Source organism: Virgibacillus sp. MSJ-26 (assembly GCF_018918075.1).
Classification (GTDB): Bacteria; Bacillota; Bacilli; order Bacillales; family Amphibacillaceae; genus MSJ-26.
The window spans coordinates 22,005-43,275 of sequence record NZ_JAHLPW010000001.1; the positions used below are offsets into that span (position 1 = coordinate 22,005).

Here is a 21,271-nt window from a genome sequence, read left to right on the forward strand (position 1 = left end):
AGAAGGAGGATCATGGAATGAATATGAATCAGTCTTCAGGTGGAAAAAAGAAAAATCAATTTACAATTATAAAAGATGATTCCAATGATGGTCATGGTGGATACGGTGTTGGCTCGATTAGTTTAGAAAACATGTCATCCGTCATCGTAGATCCTAATGAAAATGAGGCATATGTTGATATGGCGGCAATGCACGCTCGCAGTGATATTGAGCGTCGCGTAAAATATGTTCGCGACAAAGATGAAGTACCAGACCCTAAATTATATTGGATTGTGTGGGTCAATGTAGAAAGAAATGAAAATGGACCTTATTATGCTGGCGTGGCGAGCAGTAAGCTCCTCGTTGATCGACCAAATAAACGAGCATACAAGTCGATGGCTGAGCATGTTACACATATGGAGAAATCGTTAAAAGGCGAGGTAATTGTTGACCAAATGGATGACCATTCTAAAAAACTACTCGGTGACTTTTTAGCTGACTTTAATAAAGAGTACTGGGAAAACTCGACCGCTCAACTTAAGGAAGGTTTGCAAGTTAATTGAGATGAGATAAAAAGAGTTGTGTACAATTTGTGAACGAATCATGACTTTATAACATTAACCTTGTACTTTTTATTATTAATTTGTAAAATATTATTACATGGGCTGACTCATGTATTACTAGGACAAAAAAGAAGCCGACTCTCCGTTAAGCTGGACACTTACATAGAGTCGGCTTTTTTATTTTTGTTGAGGAACTACTGCATTAAAATTTTGTGGATAATTTTACACTGAAATGGACCACATCTAGCTTTAGCGATTTAGGTCATCGCGCGGCATTTTGATATGGTCGCGCAGGTTCGACTTCAACTCGCTTCGATTTTGGGTAACTCCTTAATCCATAAATACATCAAACCACTTTTCAAAAATGCCTTTTTCATCGGTTTCTATTTCTTCTTGGAAGTGTTTGTCACAATGATGCTCTGGTGCATCACCTGATTTATAATACATCACTCTACTGGTCGGACAGTAAGGGGTGGCTCGAGCGCCAGTTTCTGGATCTACGGGGACACCCACTACACCCTTAGGAATTCTAAAATTCTCGATGTCATCATTATGGCTCGCTTCCATAAAATCTGCCCAAATTTCTTTCGAAGCGGACACTTCAGCAATTTTTTCCATCGAACGGTTGTCGTCGTAGCCCAGCCATACACCCGTCACAAGGCTCGGACTATAGCCAATCATCCAACTATCGGCATGAGTTGTTCCTGACTTTCCTGCATACGTATGGGTTAGCCTTTCAGCGATAGGAGCTCCAGTTACAGTTGTATAACCATTTAATTCTTCATCAAACATGCCTGTGAGTAGGTGGGTTAAGATAAATGTTGTGCGCGGGTTTAATTTTTCCTCTGTAAAATGTTGGCCTTTGGAATAAACTTCTTTTCCATTACGATCAATAATTTTTTCAATAGTAAAGGCTTCAATTTCCTTTCCACCGTTTGCAATCATACCGTAGCCTGTGACCATGTCTTTTATGGAAACCTCCGCCGTTCCAAGGGCGAGAGAAGCTACCGGTGGTAAGTTCTCTTTAATTCCAAAATCTTTAGCCGTTTCCACTAATGTATCTGCACCAAGATAAAGATGTGTCTTTACGGCATATATATTATCGGATACGGCAATTGCTTCCGCTAGAGAAATAGGTTCCTCGGCGTAATAACCATTATAATTACTTGGTTGATAGGTCTCACCATTTGATAATTCAAAGGCTGTCGGTTTGCTTTCCATCATAGTGCTCGGTGTGTAGCCATTTTCAAGTGCGGCATAATATAAAAATGGCTTGAATGTTGAACCTGGTGGTCGTTTTGCTTGAATTGCCCGGTTGAAAGAACTTTTATCATAACGCCTACCACCTACAAGGGCCTGAATCGCTCCGTCTTCAGGTCGCATGGCTATGGCTCCAACTTCGACTTCACTTGACTCATCAATTTTTTCCTGAACTTCCTTTTCTAATTGCTCTTGTTGTTTGAGATTCAATGTAGTATAGATTTGCAGACCACTTGATCGTACAGCTTCAATATCCATATCTAATAAGTAAGCTGCCTCACGTAAGGCTGTATCCTGAAAATAAGTACCGACAGTGTCCTGTTTATTTTCATTTTCATGCGCATATTTTAATTCTTCATTTTGAGCCATCGTAAATTCTTGCTTGGAAATAATATGTTTATCCAACATGACATTTAAAATCCGATTTTGACGTTCGGTTGCTTTTTCAAGATTATTAATCGGTGAATAATAAGCAGGGCCTTTAGGAATACCAGCCAGCATGGCAGCTTCGGCCAGTGATAAGTCTTTCGCATGATTATCAAAATAAAATTTGCTGGCCGCTTCCACTCCGTAGGCTCCATGTCCATAATAAATAGTGTTTAAATATCCTTCCAAAATGTCATCTTTTGAATAAAACATTTCAATTCTAATGGCATAAAAAGCTTCCTTTAATTTTCTTGTCCAAGTTTTTTCATGGGTTAAATAAAGATTTCTCGCATACTGCTGGGTGAGTGTGCTGGCTCCTTCTTTTAAAGACATATTTTTTAAGTCTTCAAGTGCAGCTCCAAAAATTCTTTTTATATCAAGACCTTTATGTTTGTAAAAGCGTTGATCTTCAATCATGATGGTTGCTTCTTTTAGATAGGGAGACATGTCGTCCAAGCTTACCCAATGTCTACTCTCCATCCCTTTTTCTTCTCCAAAAGTATTCCCATCTTCACTATATAAAACTGTATTTTGTTCATTATTTAAATCAGGCGCTCCAAGTAAAAAGGCAAAAACATAAATACCTCCTGCGACTAATAAAATAGCCAATAAGCAACCAAAAATAATTCTTGATGTATTCCAAGCAATTTTTTTAAACTGTGTCATCTGAGCTGGCCCCAATCTGGAGAAAGTAAATTAAGATATACTTCCATTATGGGTTGAAAAGCTTTGAATTAAACGGCAAGATAAGGTTTAACTCTGAAGTTGGTAATCATTAAAAGATAATGTTGCAAGTGTCCTCTGCTTCTCGATATAATATAAGGAATTAGTAGACTTTCAAAGGGTGATTCCATGCAACAAGATATACAAGTAAAACTTAAAACAACAATTGTTGATAACGATATAACAGAAAACAATGAGGTCAATGAATTAGGAAAATTATATATAAAAGAACATGGGGATATGATTATATACGAAGAAAGACTGGATAACGAAGAGCAACTGATTGTAAAGAATATCGTAACCATTCAACCTGATAAAGTGCAGATTAGAAGATCTGGCGCGGTAAAAATGAATCAATTATTTCAAGAAGGGAAGCGTTCTGAATCCGTATTTCATCATCCACATGGACGTATGCATATGGAAACATTTACAAAATCAATAGCATATCACCCTTTAGATGAACAGAAACAAGGGAAATTAACCATTAATTATACAGTTAAATTAAACGGCCAAGAGGCGCGTGAGCACTTTTTAGAAATAATATTGGAAAAATAAAAATGAGCTAGAGGCTTATAGAACGCCACATACCAGCCATTATTGTACAGACTTGAATATAAACTCGTACAGAAATATGTTGACTGAATGGTCATTCATCATATAAAGTAGTAGTATAAAATAAAAGCGAATACGCCCGTTTATAGGCGGTGGAACTGGAGAAGTGAATTTACCAAGGCATAAGGGGGAAGGAATTATCTAATAACTTTCACGGTAAAAATGCAACCGTTAACATTCTGCCACAACAAATAAAAGGGGGAGCGGCTGATGAATATATTATTGCTTATTAACTTGTTAGCATTTATTGCTGTCACCGTTTATGCGATATATTTATTTGCAAGAGTCATAGCAACGAGAGTCGCATACATCAAACTAGGAAAAAAATCAGAATACGATTGGAATTTAAAAAATCAGATTAAAAAAATTATTACGATTGTTTTTGGACAAAGTAAATTATTAAAGGATAAAAAATCTGGCATCATTCACGTCATGATGTTCTATGGTTTCTTACTCGTCCAATTTGGTGCAATTGACATGTTTGTTAAAGGGTTGGCACCAGGAAAGCATTTACCCTTTGGCGCCCTTTATCCAGGGTTTACATTTTTCCAAGAGATTGTCACACTAACGATATTGGTTGCTGTTGTTTGGGCCTTTTACAGACGTTATATTGAAAAACTTGTCCGTTTAAAGAGGAGCCTCTATGCAGGTCTTGTACTAATTTTCATTGGAACATTGATGATTACTGTTCTATTAGGAAATGGTATGAACCTGATATGGCACGATATTTCGCCACACTGGACGCAACCGGTTGCGAGTTTAATAGCTTTAGGTTCAGGATGGATGTCAACAACCACTGCTATTGTCGTATTTTATGTTGCTTGGTGGATCCACACTATAACACTACTTACGTTTTTAGTATATGTACCACAATCAAAACACGCACACTTAATTGCAGCGCCAATTAACGTGTTTTTCAGTAAAGAAGTACCGGGTAAGTTGAAAAAATTAGATTTTGATTTTGATGAAGACGATGACGAAGAGGAAATTTCCTTCGGTGTTGGAAAAATTGAAGACTTCGATGATGTCCAAATGATAGATTTCTATGCTTGTGTTGAATGTGGACGTTGTACGGATGTTTGTCCAGCTGCCACAACTGGTAAAATGCTATCGCCGATGGATTTAATGATAAAATTACGAGACCATTTAACTGATAAAGGTGCCGCTGTAACTGGTAAAACGCCATGGGTTCCGACTTATGCTTTTTCAGGTACTCCAGGAAATATGGCCGGTGAAGGAAATAAAGAGGTTGCTGCTACAGTTGAAAGTATGAGCTTAATCGGTGACGTTATTACCGAAGAGGAACTTAATGCTTGTACGACTTGTCGTAATTGTGAAGATGCTTGTCCCGTTATGAACGAACACGTTGATAAAATCATTGACCTGCGCCGTTACTTAGTGATGACAGAAGGAAAAATGGATTCAGAAATTCAGCGTGCTGTAATGAACATCGAACGTCAAGGTAACCCTTGGGGCCTATCTAAAAAAGACCGTATTAAATGGCGCGAAGAAGATGAATCAGTATACGTACCAACGATTAAAGAACTTAAAAAAGAAGATAAAGACTTTGAATATTTATTCTGGGTTAGTTCAATGGGCTCTTATGATAGCCGCAGTCAGAAAATTGCCCTCGCTTTTGCCAAATTAATGAACCAAGCCGGCATTAGCTTTGCTATTTTAGGAAATAAAGAAGCGAACTCAGGTGATACAGCGAGACGAATTGGAAACGAATTTTTATTCCAAGAAATTGCTGAGAAGAATATTAAAACATTTGAAAAGAATAATGTTAAAAAGATCGTTACCATTGATCCGCATGCGTATAATATTTTCAAAAATGAATATCCAGACTTTGGATTTGAAGCCGAGGTTATCCACCATACACAGATGCTTTATGATTTAGTCATGAATGGTAAGTTGAAACCAGAGCGCCCAATCAACCAGCGCTTAACCTATCATGATTCATGTTACTTAGGAAGATATAACGGAGTGTACGATCCACCGAGAGAAATTCTTAAGTCTATCCCAGGTCTTGAACTTGTAGAAATGGACCGTACAAAAGAAAATGGTATGTGCTGTGGAGCTGGTGGAGGTCTCATGTGGACTGAAGAAACAACAGGAAATCGAGTTAACGTAGCACGTACAGAACAGGCCATGGCGACGGAATCATCTATGATTTCTAGTGCTTGTCCATTCTGCCTAACGATGCTGAGTGACGGAACGAAAGCTAAGGATGTAGAAGAAGATATTAGTACACTTGATGTTGCAGAAATTCTAGCACTCTCTGTATTCGTGGAAGAAGAAGAGAAGACTGCTTAAAAGTTTATTGCTTTGAAAGTGTTTCAATCTGAGGGGGGAGAGATTTATACTTGTACCCCCTAGAATAGAAATTTCGCATTAGGGTTAACGCAAATTTTGTACTCGTGCCCCCTAGGTCCGCAATTGCGCCTTAGGGGTAACGCAAAGTACTTCTTTGTGCCCCCTAGATCTGAAATCACTCATTAGGGGGCACGAATAGCATTGCGATCTTCATTATGAAAAAACCATTAGGATTGCAAAGACTAAGCGCGAGTCGGTTGATTAGTAATTAATAGAAAATTAAATTTTATATATTGCGTCATTCATGATAGACTGTTAGAAACGGGGAAAATACTTCCCCATTTCTTTTAAATATAGATTGAGCGAGCGTTCAATCGTATATTTAGTAAGCGTTATCATTACATATAAGGAATATTATCAACGAGACCACATCGATAACAATATTTGTAATTTGATTTAAAAATAATAAAAAGGGAGTTGGAAGAATATGAGAAAAACAGTCATTGTATCTGGAGCAAGAACGCCATTTGGAAAATTTGGCGGGGGGTTGAAATCACTTACTGCTTCAAAACTTGGTGGGATTGCAATCAAAGAGGCGTTAAAGAGAGCTGACATGGAAGGTACAGAGATTGATGAAGTCATTATGGGTTCTGTTTTACAAGGTGGTCAAGGACAAATCCCTTCCCGTCAAGCATCACGCGAGGCCGGTATTCCTTGGAATGTTAAAACAGAAACGATTAATAAAGTATGTGCGTCTGGTTTAAGAAGTGTTACTTTAGCTGACCAGTTAATTCGCCTAGGTGATGAAGAAGTCATTGTTGCTGGTGGAATGGAAAGTATGAGCAATGCACCATATTTTTTACCTGATGCACGTTGGGGCCACCGTATGGGAGATAAACGTGTAAAGGATTTAATGATGCATGATGGACTGACTTGTTCATTTACAGGTCAGCATATGGGTAATTACGGCAACTCAACAGCTGAAGAATTCGAGCTGACAAGAGAAGCACAAGACGAATGGTCTTACCGCAGTCATCAGCGTGCGACTAGCGCAATTGAAGATGGGAAATTTGCAGAAGAGATAGTGGCTGTAGAAGTCCCTCAGCGAAAAGGTGATCCGGTCGTCGTTGATACAGATGAAGCACCGCGTAAAGATACAAGTGTTGAGAAATTAGCATCTCTTCGTCCGGCTTTTGATCCAGAAGGAACGATTACTGCTGGAAACGCTCCTGGTGTTAACGATGGAGCTTGTGCCTTTGTAGTCATGTCTGATGAAAAAGCGAAGGAATTAAATAAGTCACCTATGGCTACTGTTCTTGGTCATGCAGAAGTTGCTGTTGAAGCAAAAGACTTCCCGCAAACACCTGGCCTTGTGATTAACGAACTTTTATCAAAAACTGGTTACAAAAAAGATGATATTGATTTATTTGAGATTAACGAAGCATTTGCTGCTGTATCCCTAGCAAGTGGAAAAATAGCGGGCATTGATCCGGAAAAAGTGAACGTCAATGGTGGTGCAGTTGCTCTTGGTCATCCAATTGGCGCGAGTGGTGCTCGTATTATTTTAACATTAGTTCATGAATTGAAACGTCGTGGAGGTGGACTCGGTATCGCAGCAATTTGTAGCGGTGGCGGTCAAGGTGACGCAGTCTTAATCGAGGTTCCTAAAAATTAAATGATTATGTTGAGGGGCTAATTTTATAGTCATTAACGAATCGATACTTCAATTTTGTTGATTGAAACGAAAGGCGGCGACTCCAATGGGAACAAAAGCCTAGGTAAGACCCCGCAAGGCGCAGCCTGAGGAGGCTTACTAGCCCTGCGGAAAGCGTCCGCCTGTAGTGTAAATCAATGGGGTTTTAACCTAATTATAATAAGGATTGTTAATAATCTAAAATTGATAATGGTAAAAAGGAAGGGTTAACATGAGTATTAAAAAAGTGATGGTCATCGGTGCCGGACAAATGGGATCAGGTATTGCGCAAGTATGTGCCCAGTCAGGCTATGACGTCATGCTAAACGATATGAATGAAAAAGCTTTAAACATAGGCATGAAAAATATTGAAAAACACTTAACACGTTCTGTTGAAAAAGAACGTTTAACAAGTAAGGAAAAAGAAGATGTCCTAAACAGACTAACACCTTCACAAAAATTAGAAGATGCTGCTGATCGCGATATCGTCATTGAAGCGGTTGTTGAAAATATGGATGTGAAAGCGGATGTCTTTCGTAAGCTTGATAATATTACACCTAAAGAAGCAATTCTAGCAACCAATACATCATCTCTACCCATTACGGAGATAGCCGCAGTGACTGAGCGACCAGAAAAAGTAATTGGCATGCATTACATGAACCCAGTACCAGTTATGAAACTAATAGAAGTCATTCGAGGGCTGCAAACAAGCGAAGAAACATTTGATGCAGTAATGGATATGGCTGGCAAACTAAACAAAACATCGGTCGAGGTAAATGATTCACCGGCATTTGTCGCCAATCGAATTTTAATGCCGATGATTAATGAAGCTATCTTTACGGTTTATGAGGGTGTTGCCTCGCCAGAAGACGTTGATACTGTGATGGAATTAGGTATGAATCATCCTATGGGACCGATTACTTTAGCCGATTTTATTGGTCTTGATACATGTCTATCCATCATGGAAGTACTATATGAAGGGTTCGGAGATAGCAAATATAGACCATGTCCTCTGCTTAGACAATATGTTAAAGCAGGCTGGCTCGGTAAAAAATCAGGTCGCGGATTCTTCCAATATAACTAAAAAGAGTTTACTCACTGTTAAATAAAATAACAACACGAGAGTATAGAAAGGGCTGCATAATATGAAATTACAGTTTACTGAAGAACAGGACATGATGCGTAGGATGGTTCGTGATTTTGCGCAAAACGAAGTAGCCCCTGAAATCGATCGAATGGAAACGGAAGATCGTTTTCCGAATGAAGTCATAGAAAAGATGGGTGAATTGGGATTAATGGGTATCCATATTCCTGAAGAGTACGGAGGAAGTGGTATGGATTTCACTTCTTACATCATTGCAATTCACGAGCTTGCAAAAGTGAGTGCTACACTTGGTGTTATTCTTTCTGTTCATTCATCCGTTGGAACCAATCCAATCTTGGAATTCGGCAACGAGGATCAGAAAAAACATTATTTACCTAAATTAGCCAGTGGACATTATCTTGGTGCATTTGCTTTAACAGAACCAGGAGCTGGGTCTGATGCAGTAAATATTAAAACAAAAGCGGCTAAAGATGATGAGGGGAATTATATACTTAATGGATCAAAGGTTTTCATCACAAATGGTGGTGAAGCTGATACTTATATAACTTTTGCCAGAACTGGTGAAGACAAAGGATCAAAAGGAATCAGCGCTTTCATCGTTGGAAAAGATACACCAGGACTAAATATTGGTAAAAAAGAAAAGAAAATGGGTCTGCATGGTTCAAATACTGTGTCACTTAGTTTTGATCAATGTAAAGTCCCGAAAGAACAATTGCTCGGAGAAGAAGGGCAAGGTTTTAAAATTGCAATGGCTAACTTAAATGTTGGACGCATTGGTATTGCTGCGCAAGCTCTTGGAATTGGCGAAGCTGCCCTGAAATATGCCCAAGACTATGCGAAAGAACGTCAACAATTTGGCAGACCGATTGCTGCCCATCAAGGTATATCCTTTAAACTAGCAGATATGGCGACAGAAGTAGAAGCAGCGAAACTACTAACCTATCAAGCTGCAAATTTTGTTGAACAAGGAATAAAATGTCCGAAAGAAGCATCCATGGCAAAAATGTTTGCTTCAAAAACAGCACGTCAAGCTGCTATCGAAGCTGTACAAATATACGGAGGTTATGGCTACACAGAAGACTACCCCGTCGAACGATTATTCAGAGACGCAAAAGTCACTGAAATTTACGAAGGAACCAATGAAATCCAGCATGTCGTTGTAGCGAAAGAATTATTAAAATAGTCTTTAGATGAATTGGGTGTAATCCCCCCGCAGCCCGTCTACACTTCGCTTTCCGGGGGCGGCTGGTGAGCCTCCGCGTGCTACGCACTACGGGGTCTCACCGATGCCTTGGCTCCCCCAGGAGTCTACGTGTAGACGGGCTGCTGAATACAAATCACACCACTGAAACAATAAAGATACTTTAGTGTTGTTTGAATTAATGCACTCCCCAGTTATCATGATCGCATGCAACCTATGTCATATTAATTTTAAAGGAGCTATTCTAGTCAACTAAGGAGGAATTATCATGGATTTTCAATTAACAGATGAACAAGAAATGCTTAGAAAAATGGTACGTGATTTTGCAGTAAAAGAAGTGGAACCTACTGCAGCTGAGCGTGACGAAGAAGAACGTTTTGATCGAGAGATTTTCGATAAAATGGCGGAACTCGGATTAACGGGTATCCCGTGGCCAGAAGAATACGGTGGCATCGGTTCTGATTACGTCAGTTATGTGATTGCGGTTGAAGAATTATCCCGCGTGTGTGCGTCAACTGGAGTCACACTATCCGCTCACCTTTCACTTGCGAGCTGGCCAATTTATAAATATGGAAATGAAGACCAAAAGAAAAATTTCTTACACCGTCTCGCTACAGGTGAAGCCCTCGGTGCTTATGCTTTATCTGAACCTGGAGCGGGAAGTGACGTAGCTTCAATGAAAATGACAGCCAAAGAAGACGGCGACGATTATATTTTGAACGGAAGCAAAGTATGGATTACCAATGGTGGGGTTGGTGATATTTACGTCGTATTTGCAAAAACAGACGCAGATGCAAAACATAGAGGAATCAGTGCCTTTATCGTTGAAAAAGGAACTGAAGGATTCACATTTGGTAAGAAGGAGAAAAAACTAGGCATTCGTTCATCACCAACAACTGAACTTATTTTTGAAAATTGCCGAATCCCTAAAGAAAATATGCTTGGTAACGAGGGTGACGGATTTAAAATTGCTATGTCGACTCTTGATGGTGGCCGTAATGGTATCGCTGCTCAAGCACTTGGTATTGCACAAGGAGCACTTGATGCTTCTGTTGAGTATGCAAAAGAGCGTGAGCAATTTGGCAAACCGATTGCTCATAATCAAGGGATTTCTTTCAAACTAGCCGATATGGCCACTGAAGTTGAAGCGGCCCGTCTATTAACCTACCAAGCTGCATGGTTAGAATCACAAGGCAAACCGTACGGGAAAGCATCGGCTATGTCGAAGTTATTTGCTGGAGACGCGGCAATGCGCGTTACTGTTGAAGCGGTGCAAGTCTTTGGAGGTTATGGGTATACGAAAGATTATCCAGTTGAGCGCTATATGCGTGATGCAAAAATTACTCAAATTTATGAAGGTACCAATGAAATCCAGCGCCTTGTTATTGGCCGGATGCTGACGAAATAGATTGGATTTATATGAGGAGAGACATACATGCACACACTTGTTGAACGAATGAATGAAAAGGATATCCGCGCACTTGCCCGGAGTATAACAATGATTGAAAATGACCATCCAGAGAAACTTCAACTACTTAGTGACATTTTTTCCATTAAAAAGAATGCTCAATACGTTGGTGTAACGGGTTCTCCTGGTGCTGGAAAAAGTTCACTTGTCAATCGTTTAATTACAGAAATTCGTTCAGAAGGAAAAACAGTTGCTGTTATTGCTGTTGATCCAACAAGTCCTTTTAGTGGTGGCGCCTTACTGGGTGACAGAGTGCGGATGGAAGGTCATTTTACCGATCCGGGTGTATTTATTAGAAGTATGGCGACAAGGGGCAGTCTAGGTGGGCTCGCTCGTGCCACAAAAGATGTTCTCAGGGCATGTGATGCCTATGGATTCGATGTCATCATTGTCGAAACGGTTGGAGTTGGACAATCAGAACTTGATATTATGAAAATCGTTGATACAACAGCGCTTGTGATGACACCGAATAGTGGTGATGTTTTGCAAATTTTCAAGGCAGGGATTATGGAAATTGCAGATTTGTTTGTGATTAATAAAGCGGACTTACAAGGGGTTGGAAAGCTAAAATCCCTGCTGAGGGAATTGGTCATGATGACATCGACGGTTGATTATAAAACGCCTATTATTAAAACGAAAACGATTGAGAATAAAGGGATCGATGAGTTATGGGGGAAAATAAAAAAGCATCGTGACTTTTTATATGAGACAGAAGAAGGACAAATACGTCGTGAAAAACAGCAACAACTTGAAGTATATGAACTTATACGAGAAGAAATTTGGAGAGAAGTTAAAGGGTTTATCGAGCGGCAGAATGAAGGTTCACTAATTAGAGCGAACGATGATCCATATAAGCTGGCGAGAGAATGGTTTGAAAAGTGGAAAAGGGAAGAAGGTGATTCAACTGATGAATAAAGATGGTGTCCTCTCTTCCGTTAAAGATAGTGAATTAATCAAGAAACGCAGAAATCAAATGATCCAAGGGGCAATCACACTTTTTAAAGAAAAAGGATTTCATCGAACAACGACAAGAGAAATAGCCAAGGAATCAGGTTTCAGCATTGGCACATTATACGAATATATTAGAACAAAAGAAGATGTTCTTTATCTCGTATGTGATTCAATCTATGAAAACGTGAGAGAACGTTTGGAAGAGAAAATTGATTTAAGCCATGCATCGATTGAAAATTTCATTAACGTTGTTCGTTCCTACTTTTTATTAATGGATGATATGCAGGAAGAAGTATTGATTCTTTATCAAGAAGCAAAGTCATTAACACAAGAAACAAGAGAGAAAGTGTTGCAGAAGGAAAGGGATATGGTGGCCATGCTTGAGCGGGTTATCATTAGTAGTTTTCCGAATGATATCTCTAAGCAGGACGCTGATCTGTTGGCAAACAACATCTTTATCCAGGGGCAGATGTGGGGATTTAGGCGTTGGATGCTGCAAAGACAATTTACCTTAGAAGATTATATTAATCGCCAAATTCAATTTTTATTACGTGGAATTCATGTATTTGAATCAAATGAGGAAATGAATTCATGTTTAAATAATCATAATAAGCAAACCAGAACACTTTAAACTGAAGCAGTGGATGGGAGAAAATATCAAATTAAATAAGGGAATTTGGGTTAAAAGTAATGACTCATTCTGCGGTAAAGAAAGTTACTATTTCCATTCTTTTTTCAAGTTCCCTAAATAGGAGGTATTGTTGATGGAACAAGTAGAAATTTATCGTCCGAAACACGCAGTCAGATTCGTGACCGCTTCAAGTTTGTTTGATGGTCATGATGCGTCAATTAATATTATGCGACGCATCCTTCAATCGAGTGGGGCTGAAGTGATTCACTTAGGACATAACCGTTCTGTCGAAGAAGTGGTTCATGCCGCCATTCAAGAAGATGCACAAGGGATTTCTATCTCGTCCTATCAAGGTGGCCATGTGGAATATTTCAAATATATTATTGATTTGCTTGAAGAACACGGTGCAAGCCATATTAAGGTTTATGGTGGTGGAGGAGGCGTCATTATTCCTCGAGAAATTAAAGAATTGCATGATTACGGCGTATCACGGATTTTTTCACCTGAAGACGGCCGTAAATACGGTCTTCAAGGCATGATTAATATTATGCTTGAGGAATGTGATTTCGTTCCACCGATTGATCTTGAAAAAGACCTTGATCGCCTAAAAGCAGGCGAACGTCAAGCTATGGCTCGTTATATCAGTTATATGGAAAATGAAGAAATAAGTGAATCAGATAAACAGTCTACGTTGGGAAAAATTAAACAACAAGCAAGAGATATTCCTGTATTAGGGATGACAGGAACCGGGGGAGCAGGTAAAAGTTCATTAACAGATGAGTTGATTCGTCGCTTTATGAATGAAGTCCCTGATAAGAAGGTTGCGATTTTATCCATTGATCCAACAAAACGCAAAACCGGTGGTGCCTTACTAGGTGACCGTATCCGCATGAATGCCATCTTCACGGATCGCGTTTTTATGCGTTCTTTAGCAACACGTGATTCCAGAACTGAATTATCAAAAGCAATTGAAGACGTCATTCAAGTTGTCAAAGCATCAGGCTATGACTTTATTCTTGTTGAAACGAGTGGAATTGGTCAAGGTGACGCTGCCATCACGGATATCACTGATTTGTCCATGTATGTTATGACTGCAGAATTTGGAGCGCCGACTCAACTTGAAAAAATTGATATGATTGATTTTGCTGATTTTATCGTGATCAATAAATTTGAACAGCAAGGTTCTGAGGATGCTTTAAGTCAAGTACGTAAACAGTACGAGCGTAGTCATCTTTTATTCCATCAAGATCAGGAAAAATATCCTGTGTTTGGAACAATCGCAAGTCAATTTAACGATGCTGGAACGAATGCTCTTTTTGCAGCAATTATTGATAAGTTAAATGTAGACTATGATTGGAACGAAGAAATTGATTTTGAAAGAAATGTAATTGCAGAAAAACAAAACATGATTATCACAAATGAACGTCGCCATTATTTAAGAGAAATTGCAACCCACGTTAGGGATTATCATAAAAATGTTGAAAAACAAAGTGTTATCGCGCGTAAATTATATCAACTTGGAGGAACTAAGGAAATTTTAGGTGAAGGAAATCATGAAAACATCGATAAGGCAATCGAATCTTATGAAGAAGAATTAAATCCTAAATCTAAAAAACTATTAAACTCATGGGATGAGACAAAGGAAAGATATGCAGGGGAAAAGATGTCCTATACCGTTCGTAATAAAGAATTTGAAATGGACATCGTTACCGAATCTTTATCAGGCTTAAAAGTTCCCAAAGTTGCCTTTCCGAAGTTTATTGATTGGGGAGAGCGTCTCACTTGGTTATTAAAGGAGAACGTTCCAGGAGCTTTCCCGTTTACTGCAGGTGTCTTTCCGTTTAAGCGAAAAGGCGAAGATCCAACAAGACAGTTTGCAGGAGAAGGAACCCCTGAACGTACGAACCGACGTTTCCACTATTTATCAAAAGGTGAAGAAGCAAAACGTCTATCCACTGCGTTTGACTCGGTCACTTTGTATGGAGAAGATCCAGCCGAGCGACCAGATATTTATGGAAAAGTTGGTGAAAGTGGCGTTAACATCTGTACACTTGAGGACATGAAAAAGTTATACGATGGCTTCGATTTAATTGATCCAAAGACGTCAGTATCAATGACAATTAACGGCCCGGCACCCATTATTTTAGCGATGTTTTTCAACACAGCGATTGACCAGCAAATTGATAAATTTACTGAAGAAAATGATCGTGAGCCTTCTCAAGAAGAATATACGAAAATTAAAGACGATACATTAGCAGTTGTAAGAGGGACAGTTCAAGCTGACATTTTAAAAGAAGACCAAGGTCAGAATACATGTATCTTTTCAACTGAATTTGCGCTTCGTATGATGGGGGATATTCAGCAGTACTTTATCGATAAAAATGTGCGTAATTATTATTCCGTATCCATTTCCGGGTATCATATCGCTGAAGCTGGAGCGAATCCAATCACACAATTAGCTTTCACATTAGCTAACGGATTCACATATGTGGAGTATTATTTAAGTCGAGGTATGGATATTAATAAATTTGCTCCAAACTTATCATTCTTCTTTTCCAATGGCCTTGACCCAGAATACACAGTCATTGGAAGAGTGGCACGTCGCATTTGGGCTATCACAATGCGTGATAAATACGGTGCTGATGAGCGTAGTCAAAAGCTAAAATATCATATTCAAACATCCGGTCGTTCACTACACGCACAAGAAATTGACTTTAATGATATTCGAACAACTTTGCAGGCATTGTTAGCTGTTCAAGACAATACAAATTCACTGCATACAAACGCATACGATGAAGCCATCACGACACCAACTGAAGAATCAGTGCGTCGTGCGATGGCGATTCAAATGATTATTAATCGTGAATTTGGTTTAACGAAGAACGAAAATTCACTTCAAGGTTCATTTATTATTGAAGAATTAACAGACCTTGTGGAAGAAGCGGTCCTTCAAGAGTTTGAAAAAATGAACGATCGTGGTGGTGTCCTCGGTGCTATGGAACGTCAATACCAACGTGGCAAAATTCAACAAGAATCACTTTATTATGAAGGTAAGAAGCATTCAGGGGAATTGCCAATCATTGGTGTTAACACATACCTGAATCCAAACCCACCTTCAGAAGAAGACATCGATTCAATGGAATTAGCCCGAGCATCAAAAGAAGAAAAAGAACATCAAATCAGTGAACTGCATAAGTTTCAAGAAGCGAACAAAGAACATATCGATCAAGCACTCGAACGACTTAAACACGTCGCCGCATCAGATGGCAACATTTTCGCAGAACTCATGGAAACCGTCAAAGTCGCCAGCCTAGGCCAAATCACCAACTCCCTCTACCAAGTAGGAGGGCAATATAGAAGGAATATGTGATAAGAAAAGATTTAAAGACCGTTTAGCAACGTACGGACTGGAATGCATCGTAGGAGATAAAGGAGACACGAAGAGCGTAGCGATTCGATGTCGACTTATCGGACGGAGATGCATGAAGTCTCGCTAGTTGCTGGTCTTTAAATCTAGCCAGCACGAAAAGTGAAAGTGGCCGTTTAATGACGTACGAACTGGACTGAGCCGAAGGAGATAAAGGAAACACAGCGAACGTAGTGAGTTGATGTTGACTTATCGTACGGAGGTGAAGGAAGTTTCGCTAGTCATTGGCCACTTGAACTAGACAGTATGAAAGGTGAGAGACCGTTTAGCAACGTACAAACTGGAAGATTCCTGATGAGAGTTGCCAAACAAGATGGGTCGATGTTTCCTAGTGAGGAGACATCGACCTTTCCGCTTGAGTGGAGAAACATGCTCTTACAAAAATAGACATGATGATATACGGTTTTAGTCGGCTTTTCTTTAGTAATATACAATCAATTGGACATCAACTTTGAAATTAAAGCAATTCATGTCCGATAGCGCTGCTCATTAGTAGCACGAAATCAGATATCCAAGAATATTAGACGTACTCTGATTCAAAAAGCCATGCATAACATAACTCAGTTCGGGTATAGAATAGGTAGAAAATATGTCAATACCCAAACAGTTTTAATATGAGAGCTTGTGTCGTATAATCGGTCTTACGAGAAAAAACTACGGCAAATAATTAAAAGTTTAATTCTGACTTGACTATCCAATATAAATGTATTTATATTAGATGAATAATAAGGCAAATTATTGATAAGATTAATAACCACATTTAAAAAGGAGTGCAAAATTGTGAGCTTGCAAACTTACAGTAAAGAAGAGCTTAAACACATGCCAATGATTGATATCGCCCAGCATATTTTATTGGATGAGAAAGAAGCTCTTCATTTTAAGAAGATGTTTGAGCAAATTGCTGAAATTAAAGGATTTACTAAAGACCAACAAACAGAATTAATTGCACAGTTTTATACAGATTTAAATATTGATGGTCGTTTCATAACTACAGGTGACAATCTTTGGGGGTTGAAAAGATGGTATCCCGCTGATCAAATAGATGAGCGAATTTCTAATCCATCAAAGAAAAAAGTCGATGAAGAAGATGATGATGACTTAGATATAGTGGATGATGAGATGGACGATTTAATTGAAGATTTTGATGACGACGACGATAAAGAATATGATGAAGACGAAGAAGACTTTGCCGAAGTTGAAGAGGAAGAATTTCCTACTTACAAAGATGATGACGACCTGTAAATTTTTAATGGTTGCTTGACATTTAACTCTTAAATGAGTAAAATCTTTATTGGGCTCATAAAAATCAATTTAGGAAAACGTCGTGTTTTCTTAAATCTATATACGTTGAACTGAAGCGTTTCCCCTTAGACACATTTTTTGGGGAGGCGCTTTTCTTTATTGATTTAAATAAGCTAATAACCCTAGTAAAGTAGTTTAAAATATAAATACACATAAAGAGTTTAAAAACAAGAAAGAGGGATTGCAGTGACAAAGTATATTTTTGTTACAGGTGGCGTCGTATCATCACTAGGTAAAGGAATAACAGCAGCATCTTTAGGACGTTTATTAAAAAATCGTGGATTAAAAGTAACGATTCAAAAATTCGATCCTTACATTAACGTTGACCCAGGCACAATGAGTCCTTATCAGCATGGGGAAGTTTTCGTGACGGAAGACGGTGCTGAAACGGATTTAGATTTAGGACATTACGAAAGATTCATCGATATTAATTTAAATAAATACAGTAATATTACGACGGGAAAGGTTTATTCCAGCGTCATTAAGAAAGAGAGAAGAGGAGACTATCTAGGTGCCACTGTTCAGGTTATCCCTCATATTACAAATGAAATTAAACAGCAAGTTTTCCGTGCAGGGGAAGCCACTTCAGCAGACGTCGTTATAACTGAAATCGGTGGAACAGTTGGTGATATTGAATCTCTACCTTTCCTCGAAGCAATTAGACAAATAAAAAGTGATACAGGAAAAGATAATGTCATGTATATTCACTGTACACTCGTTCCCATAATTAAAGCAGCTGGTGAGATGAAAACTAAACCAACTCAGCACAGCGTAAAAGAATTACGTTCATTAGGTATTCAACCAGATGCGATTGTACTGCGGACTGAACAGGCTATTAGTAAAGATAATAAAGAAAAAATAGCTTTGTTCTGTGATATTAATGAAAAAGCAGTTATTGAAATGCAAGACGCTGACCCGCTTTATCAAGTACCAATCGATTTACAGAAACAACATCTTGATCAATTAGTGTGCGATCATCTCGGACTTGATTGTCAAGAAGCAGATATGTCTGAGTGGCATGAACTCATTTCTAAAGTTCGTCACTTAACTAAGACAACGGAAATTGGCATTGTTGGTAAATATGTTGAACTTCCTGATGCCTATTTATCTGTTGTTGAAGCTTTAAAACACGCTGGATTTTCATATGATACGGATATCAATATTCATTGGATAGACTCAGAAAAGTTAACAGCTGACACCATTAAAGAAGAATTATCAAAAGTCGATGGTATTGTGGTTCCTGGTGGTTTTGGCGATCGTGGAATCGAAGGAAAGATTGAAGCGATTCGTTATGCACGTGAAAATAAGGTTCCTTTTCTAGGAATTTGTCTCGGTATGCAACTTGCTATTGTTGAATTTGCGCGCAATATACTTGGATATAAAGACGCTCATTCAACAGAAATTAATCCAACAACTGAGCACCCAGTGATTGACTTATTACCTGAGCAAAAAGCAGGTGGCGATCTAGGCGGAACTTTAAGACTTGGTAATTATCCATGCTATTTGCAAGATAATACGAAAGTTAAAAAAGTATATGGCGATGTAGATATTGTCAAAGAACGCCATCGTCATCGCTATGAATTTAATAACGATTACCGTAATGATCTTGTTAGCAATGGGCTCATTTTTTCAGGATTAAGCCAAGACGGGACACTTGTTGAAACGATTGAATTAGAAGATCATCCATGGTTTGTGGCTAGCCAATTCCATCCTGAGTTTAAATCTCGTCCAACCAAGGCGCACGCATTATTTTTAGGACTGGTTGAAGCGTCTGTTAAATAATACTTTCTAGCTTTAAAAAATAACAAAGCGGATAGCTCCAAAATAGGGGTTGTCCGTTTTTGTTATATCGGAAAGTCCTGAATTTTATTTTTACATAAGTCATTAGCACTATGAATGCAGGAGAAACAGAATCATCTATCGAATTATGTAAAGGGGGGTGATTCAGTTTGAAGGCAAAAATATTAGTGGTGGACGATGAACTTGGCATTCGATTATTATTGGAGGAAGTTTTAAAAGAAGAAGGGTATAAAGTTTTGACAGCGGAAACTGGAAAACAAGCATTAGATATTATTAAAGGGAAACTAATTAACTTACTTGTTATTGATTATAAGTTACCGATTGTAAATGGTGTTGATGTATTGCGTAAACTCGAGCAAGAAGGTTATTTAATACCTGCTATACTGATGAGTGGTATGTTTGAAATCATTCAAAAAGATATTAAAGATTTGTCATTAGTTAAGTTTACATTAGCCAAGCCCTTTGACATCGATGAGTTAACAACCCAGGTATCTTCACTTATAAATTAAGCCCTTCATTTTTTAACTTCTCGATATAAAAAAATTCATTCTCGATATTTTATAATAAAGTATTTATAGTGATACATATTATCTCACGCAATTGTTGCACCTCGCTTAAGGAGTTGGTATTCTTATAGTGTAGTTATAGATTTCACAAACTAAGAAAAACCAACATCCTAAAGGAGGACAAGCAATATGCCATTAGTTTCAATGAAAGAAATGCTTGAAAAAGGTAAACAAAATAGTTATGCAGTAGGTCAATTTAATTTAAATAACTTAGAATATACGCAGGCGATATTACAAGCGGCTGAGGAAGAGAAATCTCCAGTCATTCTAGGTGTTTCTGAAGGTGCTGCTAAATATATGGGTGGCTTTAAAGTTGTCGTTGCTATGGTAGAAAGTTTAATGGAGGAATATGGGACGACTGTTCCTGTTGCGATTCATTTAGATCATGGATCAAGTTTTTCAGCATGTGCTAAAGCGATTCATGCAGGATTTACTTCCGTCATGATTGATGCTTCAGCCCTACCACTGGATGAAAACATTGCCGAAACTAAAAAAGTCGTTGAACTTGCACATTTACACGGTGTATCAGTTGAAGCGGAACTTGGCCGAGTCGGTGGCCAAGAAGATGATTTAATTGTTGAAGATGCAGAAGCAGCTTACGCGATTCCTTCAGAGTGTGAAAAACTTGTAAAAGAAACAAATGTTGATTGTTTTGCACCGGCTCTTGGATCAGTCCATGGACCATACAAAGGTGAGCCAAATCTTGGCTTTGATCGAATGGAAGAAGTTATGAAATTAACAGGTATACCACTTGTGTTACATGGTGGAACAGGCATCCCTACAAAAGACATCCAACGCGCCATTTCACTTGGAACAGCAAAAATTAACGTAAATACGGAAAACCAAATTTCACAAACAAAAGCCATTCGTGAAGTACTAAACGAAGACCAAGAAGTATACGACCCAAGAAAATACTTAGGACCAGGACGCGAAGCTATTAAAGAAACAGTCATCAGCAAAATGCGAGAATTCGGTTCATCTAATAAGGCGTAATAAAGGAAGTGGCTTATTTTAAGAATGAGTTATTCAACTTTCGCAGATGAAATGAACAACTAACCCTTGGAATCTTTGCGGAGGATAAGACACATTGCACCAGTTGAAATTTTGATGAACTGACACTAAGAAAGCTGGATTATCAAGTTCGTAAAATCTTTATTACCTGGCATTTAAGATAAGTGCGTGGTTATCGCTTCGGCAGAATGCTTCGCTTTCCGCGGGCACAGCTTTAGTCTCCTCGTGAAAACCACT

Annotated in this window: 15 protein-coding genes; 14 read left to right on the forward strand and 1 reads right to left on the reverse strand. The window is 38.6% G+C overall.

Annotated features, from left to right (window positions below):
* The first annotated feature begins 17 nt into the window (after nucleotides 1–17).
* Nucleotides 18–542, forward strand: coding sequence for a YwhD family protein (locus KQI49_RS00115; protein ID WP_216485612.1), 525 nt, complete (start codon nucleotides 18–20; stop codon nucleotides 540–542).
* 330 nt (nucleotides 543–872) lie between these two features.
* Here the strand turns inward: KQI49_RS00115 and KQI49_RS00120 are convergent, their stop codons facing one another.
* Complete coding sequence (locus KQI49_RS00120) at nucleotides 873–2,894, reverse strand: transglycosylase domain-containing protein (RefSeq protein WP_216485614.1); 2,022 nt, start codon at nucleotides 2,892–2,894, stop codon at nucleotides 873–875.
* A gap of 186 nt (nucleotides 2,895–3,080) precedes the next feature.
* Here KQI49_RS00120 and KQI49_RS00125 point away from each other — a divergent pair, with 186 nt between their 5' ends.
* The 13 genes from KQI49_RS00125 (at nucleotide 3,081) to fba (ending at nucleotide 21,016) form a co-directional block, all read left to right on the forward strand.
* Nucleotides 3,081–3,506: a YwiB family protein gene (locus tag KQI49_RS00125; protein WP_216485617.1), complete on the forward strand. Its 426-nt coding sequence runs from the start codon at nucleotides 3,081–3,083 to the stop codon at nucleotides 3,504–3,506.
* Between the two features lie 267 nt (nucleotides 3,507–3,773).
* Nucleotides 3,774–5,879, forward strand: a complete 2,106-nt coding sequence (locus tag KQI49_RS00130; protein ID WP_216485619.1) for a heterodisulfide reductase-related iron-sulfur binding cluster — start codon at nucleotides 3,774–3,776, stop codon at nucleotides 5,877–5,879.
* A 487-nt stretch (nucleotides 5,880–6,366) separates the two neighbouring features.
* Nucleotides 6,367–7,554, forward strand: a complete 1,188-nt coding sequence (locus tag KQI49_RS00135) for an acetyl-CoA C-acetyltransferase (protein WP_216485621.1) — start codon at nucleotides 6,367–6,369, stop codon at nucleotides 7,552–7,554.
* Between the two features lie 250 nt (nucleotides 7,555–7,804).
* On the forward strand, nucleotides 7,805–8,656 hold the full coding sequence (locus tag KQI49_RS00140) for a 3-hydroxybutyryl-CoA dehydrogenase (RefSeq protein WP_216485622.1): 852 nt from the start codon (nucleotides 7,805–7,807) through the stop codon (nucleotides 8,654–8,656).
* Nucleotides 8,657–8,717: 61 nt separating this feature from the next.
* Nucleotides 8,718–9,860 carry an acyl-CoA dehydrogenase gene (locus KQI49_RS00145; protein ID WP_216485624.1) on the forward strand — a complete coding sequence of 381 codons (1,143 nt, stop codon included), beginning with the start codon at nucleotides 8,718–8,720 and terminating at the stop codon, nucleotides 9,858–9,860.
* 286 nt (nucleotides 9,861–10,146) lie between these two features.
* Nucleotides 10,147–11,286, forward strand: coding sequence for an acyl-CoA dehydrogenase (locus tag KQI49_RS00150; RefSeq protein WP_216485626.1), 1,140 nt, complete (start codon nucleotides 10,147–10,149; stop codon nucleotides 11,284–11,286).
* Between the two features lie 27 nt (nucleotides 11,287–11,313).
* Nucleotides 11,314–12,261: a methylmalonyl Co-A mutase-associated GTPase MeaB gene (gene meaB, locus KQI49_RS00155; RefSeq protein WP_216485628.1), complete on the forward strand. Its 948-nt coding sequence runs from the start codon at nucleotides 11,314–11,316 to the stop codon at nucleotides 12,259–12,261.
* On the forward strand, nucleotides 12,254–12,928 hold the full coding sequence (locus KQI49_RS00160; RefSeq protein ID WP_216485630.1) for a TetR/AcrR family transcriptional regulator: 675 nt from the start codon (nucleotides 12,254–12,256) through the stop codon (nucleotides 12,926–12,928). The genes meaB and KQI49_RS00160 overlap by 8 nt, the downstream gene beginning before the upstream one ends.
* A gap of 133 nt (nucleotides 12,929–13,061) precedes the next feature.
* Nucleotides 13,062–16,298, forward strand: a complete 3,237-nt coding sequence (icmF, locus tag KQI49_RS00165) for a fused isobutyryl-CoA mutase/GTPase IcmF (protein ID WP_216485632.1) — start codon at nucleotides 13,062–13,064, stop codon at nucleotides 16,296–16,298.
* 837 nt (nucleotides 16,299–17,135) lie between these two features.
* Entirely contained in the window at nucleotides 17,136–17,597 is a 462-nt protein-coding gene (rpoE, locus tag KQI49_RS00170; protein ID WP_216485634.1) for a DNA-directed RNA polymerase subunit delta, read from the forward strand.
* Nucleotides 17,598–17,843: 246 nt separating this feature from the next.
* Nucleotides 17,844–19,439 (forward strand): CTP synthase, encoded by a 1,596-nt coding sequence (locus tag KQI49_RS00175; protein ID WP_216485636.1) that lies wholly within the window; start codon nucleotides 17,844–17,846, stop codon nucleotides 19,437–19,439.
* Nucleotides 19,440–19,606: 167 nt separating this feature from the next.
* Nucleotides 19,607–19,966, forward strand: a complete 360-nt coding sequence (locus KQI49_RS00180; RefSeq protein ID WP_216485637.1) for a response regulator — start codon at nucleotides 19,607–19,609, stop codon at nucleotides 19,964–19,966.
* Between the two features lie 186 nt (nucleotides 19,967–20,152).
* A complete protein-coding gene (gene fba / locus KQI49_RS00185; protein ID WP_216485639.1) occupies nucleotides 20,153–21,016 on the forward strand; it encodes a class II fructose-1,6-bisphosphate aldolase in 864 nt (287 codons plus the stop codon).
* Nucleotides 21,017–21,271: the final 255 nt, after the last annotated feature.